This window comes from Micromonospora sp. AMSO31t (assembly GCF_008868175.1).
Classification (GTDB): Bacteria; Actinomycetota; Actinomycetes; order Mycobacteriales; family Micromonosporaceae; genus Micromonospora.
Genome location: NZ_WBKT01000239.1, coordinates 1 through 6270, shown reverse-complemented (window position 1 = coordinate 6270; position 6270 = coordinate 1). Strand labels below are relative to the sequence as shown.

The window sequence follows — 6270 nt, the reverse complement described above, 5'->3', positions numbered from 1 at the left end:
GGCTGAGGACACGCTCGCCCCGCCGCTCGCCCCGCCGGCGGCCCCGCCCCGGCCCCGCAGCCGGGGCGGCTGGCGTGGCGAGGCGGGCCGGCTGCTGGAGGTGGCGGCGCTGGTCGGGCTGGTGGTCACCCAGCCGCTGCTGGACGTGCTCGGCCGCAGCCCGGACTTCTTCCTGTTCCACCGGGCCTCCCGGGCCGACGTGCTGCTCCTGGTGGCTCTGATCGCGATCGCGCCGACCGTGCCGTTCGCCCTGCTCGGCGCGGTCGGCCTGGTCGCCGGTCGGCCCGCCCGGGCGGCCCTGCACACGCTGGTCGTGGGGCTGCTGCTGGCCGCGCTCGCGGTCCAGGTCGGCCGGCACGTCACGCCGCTGCGGGGCGTACCCCTGCTGGTGGTGGCGGTCGCGGCCGGCGCCGGCGCGGCGGCCGCCCACCGGCGGTGGCGGGCCATCGCCCGGGTGCTGCGGGTGGCCGCGGTCGGGCCGCTGGTCTTCGTGGGCCTGTTCGTCTTCGCCTCGCCGGCCTCGGCGGTGGTGCTGCCCCGCGGGGACGGCGGCGCCGCCGGGGTGGCCGGCGCGGGCGCCCACCCGCCGGTGGTCATGATCGTCCTGGACGAGCTGCCGCTGGTCTCCCTGCTCGGCCCGGACAAGAGGATCGACGCCGCCCGGTACCCGCACTTCGCCGAGCTGGCCGCCGGCTCGACCTGGTACCGCAACGCCACCGGCGTCAGCGGCTGGACCCCCTACGCGCTGCCGGCCATGCTCCGCGGGCGCTACCCGGCCGAGCCGATCGCCCCGCACTACTCGCGCTACCCGGACAACCTCTTCACGGCCCTCGGCGGCCTGTACGACATCAAGGCCGAGGAGAGCATCACCCGGCTGTGCCCGCCCAGCCGCTGTGAGCAGCCCGCCAGCCCGGAGCAGGGGCTCGGGGTGCTGGTCCGGGAGAGCGGGAAGCTGCTGCGCCAGGTCACCGCTCCGGTCGACAGCCGGATCGACCCGGAGGAGTCCTACCGGGAGCAGACCCGCGCCGAGGCGGGGCTGGACGCGGCCGAGCCGGTGCCGAACGACCCGAAGTTCCGCTGGGACACCCTCGACGACAACCAGCCGGCCCGGTTCACCACCTTCCTGGCCGGGCTGCGCCCCGCCGACCGGCCCACGCTGCACTTCCTGCACCTGCTGATGCCGCACTCGCCCTGGGTCTACCTGCCGTCCGGGGCGCACTACGCGGCCCCCGAGGACCTGCCCAGCGACGGGACCGGGTGGGTCGACCTGGCCCGGGCCCGGCACCTCGCCCAGCTCGGCTACACCGATCGGCTGATCGGCGAGACGCTGCGCACCCTGCGCGCCACCGGCCTCTACGACAAGGCGCTCGTGGTGGTCACCGCCGACCACGGGGTGAGCTTCCGCAAGGACTGGCAGGGCCGGGGGCTGGACGCCATCAACCACGCGCCCGACCAGGTCGCCTGGGTGCCGATGTTCCTGAAGCAACCCGGCCAGCGGACCGGCCGGATCGACGACCAGAACTGGCAGCACGTGGACCTGCTGCCGACGATCGCCGACGAGACCCACATGCGGATCCCCTGGCAGATGGAAGGCCGGCCGGCGAGCCAGGCGCCGCGCGAAACCTCCGACAAGCGCTTCTACGACACACCCGGCCAGCCGCTGACGTTCCCCGGCGGGGTTCCGTCCCCGGCCGCCGCACCCGCCCCCGACCCGCTGGTGGGCACCCGGGTCGGGGAGAAACCACCCGGGGGTACGGCGACCGTGGGCAACCTCGCCGCGTTCCGCGACGTCGACCCGGCGCGCGGCGAGCTGCCCGCGCTGGTATGGGGGACCGTGCCCGCCTCGGTGCCGGACGGGACGCGGCTCGCCGTGGCGGTGAACGGCACCGTGGGCGCGGTCGTCCCGGTGGTCCCGCCGGACCACGCGGGCCGGCGGTTCGCCGCCCTTCTCCCCGACGACCGGCTCTTCGCCGCCGGGGCCAACCGCCTCGACCTCTACCGGGTGGGCGCCGACGGGGCGCTGAGCCGGCTCACCCTCTCGTGATCATCCGCAGGATCGCCGGGTAGCCTTCCCAGCTCGGGGTGGTCGCGCTTCCACCGGGTTTCCGAGTCGGCAAGTCGGGAATCGGGTGACGCATACCTCACCACCGAACCATGACGAGCGGTGTCCTCCCCACCGTGATTACGGTAAAAGCGAAGGCAACTCAACGAAGATCTTGCCGGCGAAGCGAGGAACAGATGACGGAAGTCAAGCTCGACCACCCCGGTGGGCAGCTGTCGATGCCGGTGCAGTCCGCGGTCGAGGGGCCCGCCGGAATCGGGGTGGGCAAGCTGCTGAAGGAAACCGGGATGACGACGTACGACCCCGGTTTCGTGAACACGGCGTCCTGCTCGTCCGCGATCACCTACATCGACGGTGACGCGGGCATCCTGCGGTACCGGGGCTACCCGATCGAGCAGCTGGCCGAGAAGTCCTCCTTCCTGGAGGTCTCCTACCTGCTGATCTACGGCGAGCTGCCGAGCCAGACGCAGCTCACCGAGTTCAGCGAGCGGATCCGCCGGCACTCGCTGCTGCACGAGGAGATGCGCCGCTTCTTCGACGGCTTCCCGCGCGACGCGCACCCGATGGCCGTGCTCTCCTCGGCCGTCAGCGCGATCTCGACCTTCTACCAGGACAGCCTGGACCCGTTCGACTCCGACCACGTGGAGATGTCCACGGTGCGGCTGATGGCGAAGGTCCCCACCATCGCCTCGTACGCGTACAAGAAGTCGATCGGCCAGCCGCTGCTCTACCCGGACAACTCGCTGGGCTACGTCGAGAACTTCCTGCGGATGACCTTCGGCGTGCCGGCCGAGCCGTACGAGGTCGACCCCGTGATGGCCCGCGTGCTGGACATGCTCTTCATCCTGCACGCCGACCACGAGCAGAACTGCTCCACCTCGACCGTCCGGCTGGTCGGTTCCAGCAACGCCAACCTGTTCGCCTCGGTCTCGGCCGGCGTGAACGCGCTGTTCGGCCCGCTGCACGGCGGCGCCAACCAGGCCGTGCTGGAGATGCTCCAGAAGATCCAGGCCGACGGCGGCGACGTCCGCACCTTCGTGCAGAAGGTGAAGGACAAGCAGGACGGCGTGAAGCTCATGGGCTTCGGCCACCGGGTCTACAAGAACTACGACCCGCGCGCCGCCATCGTGAAGAAGGCCGCCCAGGACGTGCTCGGCCGGATGGCCAAGCCGGACCCGCTGCTGGACCTCGCGATGCAGCTGGAGGAGATCGCCCTCGCCGACGACTTCTTCGTGTCGCGCCGGCTCTACCCGAACGTCGACTTCTACACCGGCCTGATCTACAAGGCCATGGGCTTCCCGACGAAGATGTTCACGGTGCTGTTCGCCCTGGGCCGGCTCCCCGGCTGGATCGCCCAGTGGCGCGAGATGATCAACGACCCGGAGACCAAGATCGGCCGCCCGCGGCAGATCTACACCGGCTACGCCGAGCGGGACTACGTCCCCGCCGCGGAGCGCTGAGCCCGGTCCTGACGGCGAAGGCCGCCGACCCCGTGCGGGTCGGCGGCCTTCGTGTCGGTACGCCGGCGGTGCGTCAGCCCACCAGGGAACGCAGCGGGATGCGCGCGTCCCGGAGGGCGCCCACCAGGTCACGCAGGAACGGGTGCTCGTCGGCCTGCAGGCCGGCCGGGTTCGGGATCACCAGGTAGGCCGACCCGCCCGCCTCGGAGGTCCGGGCCGTGTCGGTGTACCGGGCGACGACCGCTTCGGCACGAGCGCGGTCACCGGCCGCCACCTCGACGGTGATCGGGCGCCACCCGCCGCCCAGGTCCTCCGCCACCGGCTGAGCCGCCGCGGCCGCCCGGGCGGGGCCGACACCGGCCGTGGGCCGCGCCGTGCCGCGGTCCGCCGCCGCACCCGACGGGTAGAGCAGGGCGTTGGCCACCAGGTGCAACCCGTTCTCGTTGTACGCCCGGAAGAGCGGGTTGAACGCGAACAGCACGGCCCGACCGGTGCCGGTGGGCTCGTCCACCAGGGCGACCGTGCCCTTCAACACGTCGCTGCGCATCGTGTAGCCGTTGGCCCAGAAGGTGTCGTCGGACGGGTAGGTGAGGACGTTGGTGCCGGTGCTGCTCGGGTTGAGGATCGAGTCGCTGTTGTTGAACTCGAAGTCCTCCGCCGGGCGGCCCAGCGCGACCGGGCTGCTGCCGTCGACGTCGACCCGCAGGTGCGAACCGATCATCCGGTAGTCCGCCGGCTTCGTCTTCTCGGTGGTGGAGGTGAGTCCGGCGGCCCGGGCCATCCGGGTGCCCTCGTTGCGCAGGCCGAGATAGGTGTGGCCCTGGGCGATCCAGTTCCGCAGGTTGGCCTGCCCGGCGGCGGTGAGCCCACCGGTCGGGCTGCTGCCGTCCGGCACGAGCAGCACGGTGCGCTCGGTGAACGCCGGGGTGTTGTCGTTGATGTCCGCGGTGGTCACCGGCGTGAGGTCGAGCCCCCACCGCTTGCCGAGCACGTACCGGGCCTCGCCGTGCGAGCCGGAGGTGGTGGAGATGCCGGTCCCCTCGAACAGCCCGACATCCGGCAGGTCCACCGGGCTCCCGCCGGCCGCCGCGCGGCTCGGGCGCAGGGTGACCCCGAGCGACCGGGCCAGCCGGTCGATCTCCTTCGTCAGGCTCTTCGCGGGGAAGCCCACCACGCTGGTGTCGAGGTCACGGACGAGCGGCACGCCCCGGCCGAGCAGCCGGAACGTGAGTTCGGCCGCCGCCGCCGAGTCCAGCGGGTACGCGTACGACCCCTTCGCCCCGGCCGCCGCGGCCGTGCCGCCGGTGATCTGCCGGACCGGTCGGGCGTGCGGCCGGACGTCGTCACCGGTGTAGATGGTGTCCACGCCCATGAGCAGCGGGTTGCTCCAGGACGACACGTCGTAGAAGTAGGGGAACGGGACGTACGGGTCCTCGCCCATGATCGCCTGGATCCAGTGCTTCTGCGGCTGGTCCATCGGGATCCAGTACGCGCCGACCGGCACCGTGACGTCGGTCGCGGTGCGCCCGCCGAAGACCCGGGCCGTGGGCACCTTCGTCGGCCTGGTCACCTCGTAGACCTCGACGTCCATCCGGCGCAGCCGCTCGACCAGCTGGCGCACGTCGGCGAGCTGCCGGTCGGGGAGCAGGAAGTACGAGCGGATCCTGATGTCCGGCACCGGGAACTGGACGGTGTTGGTCGGCTGGACCACCTCGTTCGGCTCCAGCGTCCCGGTCCGGCCCTCGGCGAGCGCGTCCGTCCAGATCTTGTAGTAGCTGGTCAGCACCTCGTGCTTGTTCGCGGCGGCCCACCCGAGGGTGGACCACTGGGTGTGGAACTGCTGCTGGACCCGGTCGGCCACCGCCGACGCGCTGCCCTTCTCGAAGGTCATGCCGGCGGCGCCGAAGCCGGCGGCCGGGACGGTGTCGCCGTAGCCCATGAAGAACAGGTCGTACGTCGCGTAGTTGAAGTAGCACTCGGTGGTGACGGCGCCGCCGCAGGCGCCGTTGAAGCCGAAGCCGGCCTTGTTGGCCTCGCCGATCCGGTTGATCCAGTCGACGTTCTCGCTGGAGATCTCGTGGTGGATCGGGTCGGCGTTGGGCGGGAAGAAGTACTGCCGGCCACCCATCTCGTGCGCGTCGACGAAGACCTGCGGCGGGTACTGCCGCAGCAGTTCGATCTTGCCGTCGGTCTCCTGCTGGGTGCGGGCGAACCAGTCTCGGTTCAGGTCGAAGCCGTACTCGTTCTGCCGGCGGCTGGCGTCGCGGCCGTCCGGGTTCTGGGTCGGCACGATGACGGTCACCAGGTTGTCGTTGCGCTCCGCGACCGCGCAGGACAGCCCGGATGCCAGCTCGTACAGGGTCTTGAGCGCGGCGTCCGTGCCGCTCTTCTCCCCGCCGTGCACGTTCCCGGCCACCCAGACGATCGCCGGGCGGTCGGTGGCGGTCCTGGCGGCCTTCTTCGCCCTGGTCCGGCGCGGGTCCCGCAGATCGCGGATGTCGTCGGCGATCTGTTTCAACGCGCCGGGCCGGACGTGTCGCTCGTGCGAGACGATGGCGTAGGGCAGCGGCTGGCCGAGCACGCTCGTCGCCATGACGCCGGTGACCACCCGGTCGGAGGCGGCGTCGACGGCCTTCAGGTAGCTGCGGGCCTCGTCGTTGGTGACGACCCGCTCCTGGCCCGTGCCGAGCGGGAAGCCCAGCGCGGACTCGGGGCTGGGCACGGTGGACAGCCGGGCGGCGGGGTCGT

3 protein-coding genes are annotated in these 6270 nt (G+C 72.0%); 2 read left to right on the top strand and 1 reads right to left on the bottom strand.

Annotated elements, in window-relative coordinates; translation table 11 throughout:
* Positions 1 to 2044 (top strand): sulfatase-like hydrolase/transferase (locus tag F8274_RS29535; protein ID WP_225854034.1); only part of this gene is annotated, 2044 nt, incomplete at its 5' end.
* A gap of 194 nt (positions 2045 to 2238) precedes the next feature.
* Complete coding sequence (locus F8274_RS29530; protein ID WP_151465631.1) at positions 2239 to 3522, top strand: citrate synthase; 1284 nt, start codon at positions 2239 to 2241, stop codon at positions 3520 to 3522.
* Between the two features lie 73 nt (positions 3523 to 3595).
* Here the strand turns inward: F8274_RS29530 and F8274_RS29525 are convergent.
* On the bottom strand, positions 3596 to 6270 hold a 2675-nt coding region (locus F8274_RS29525; protein WP_151465630.1), incomplete at its 5' end, for a M14 family zinc carboxypeptidase.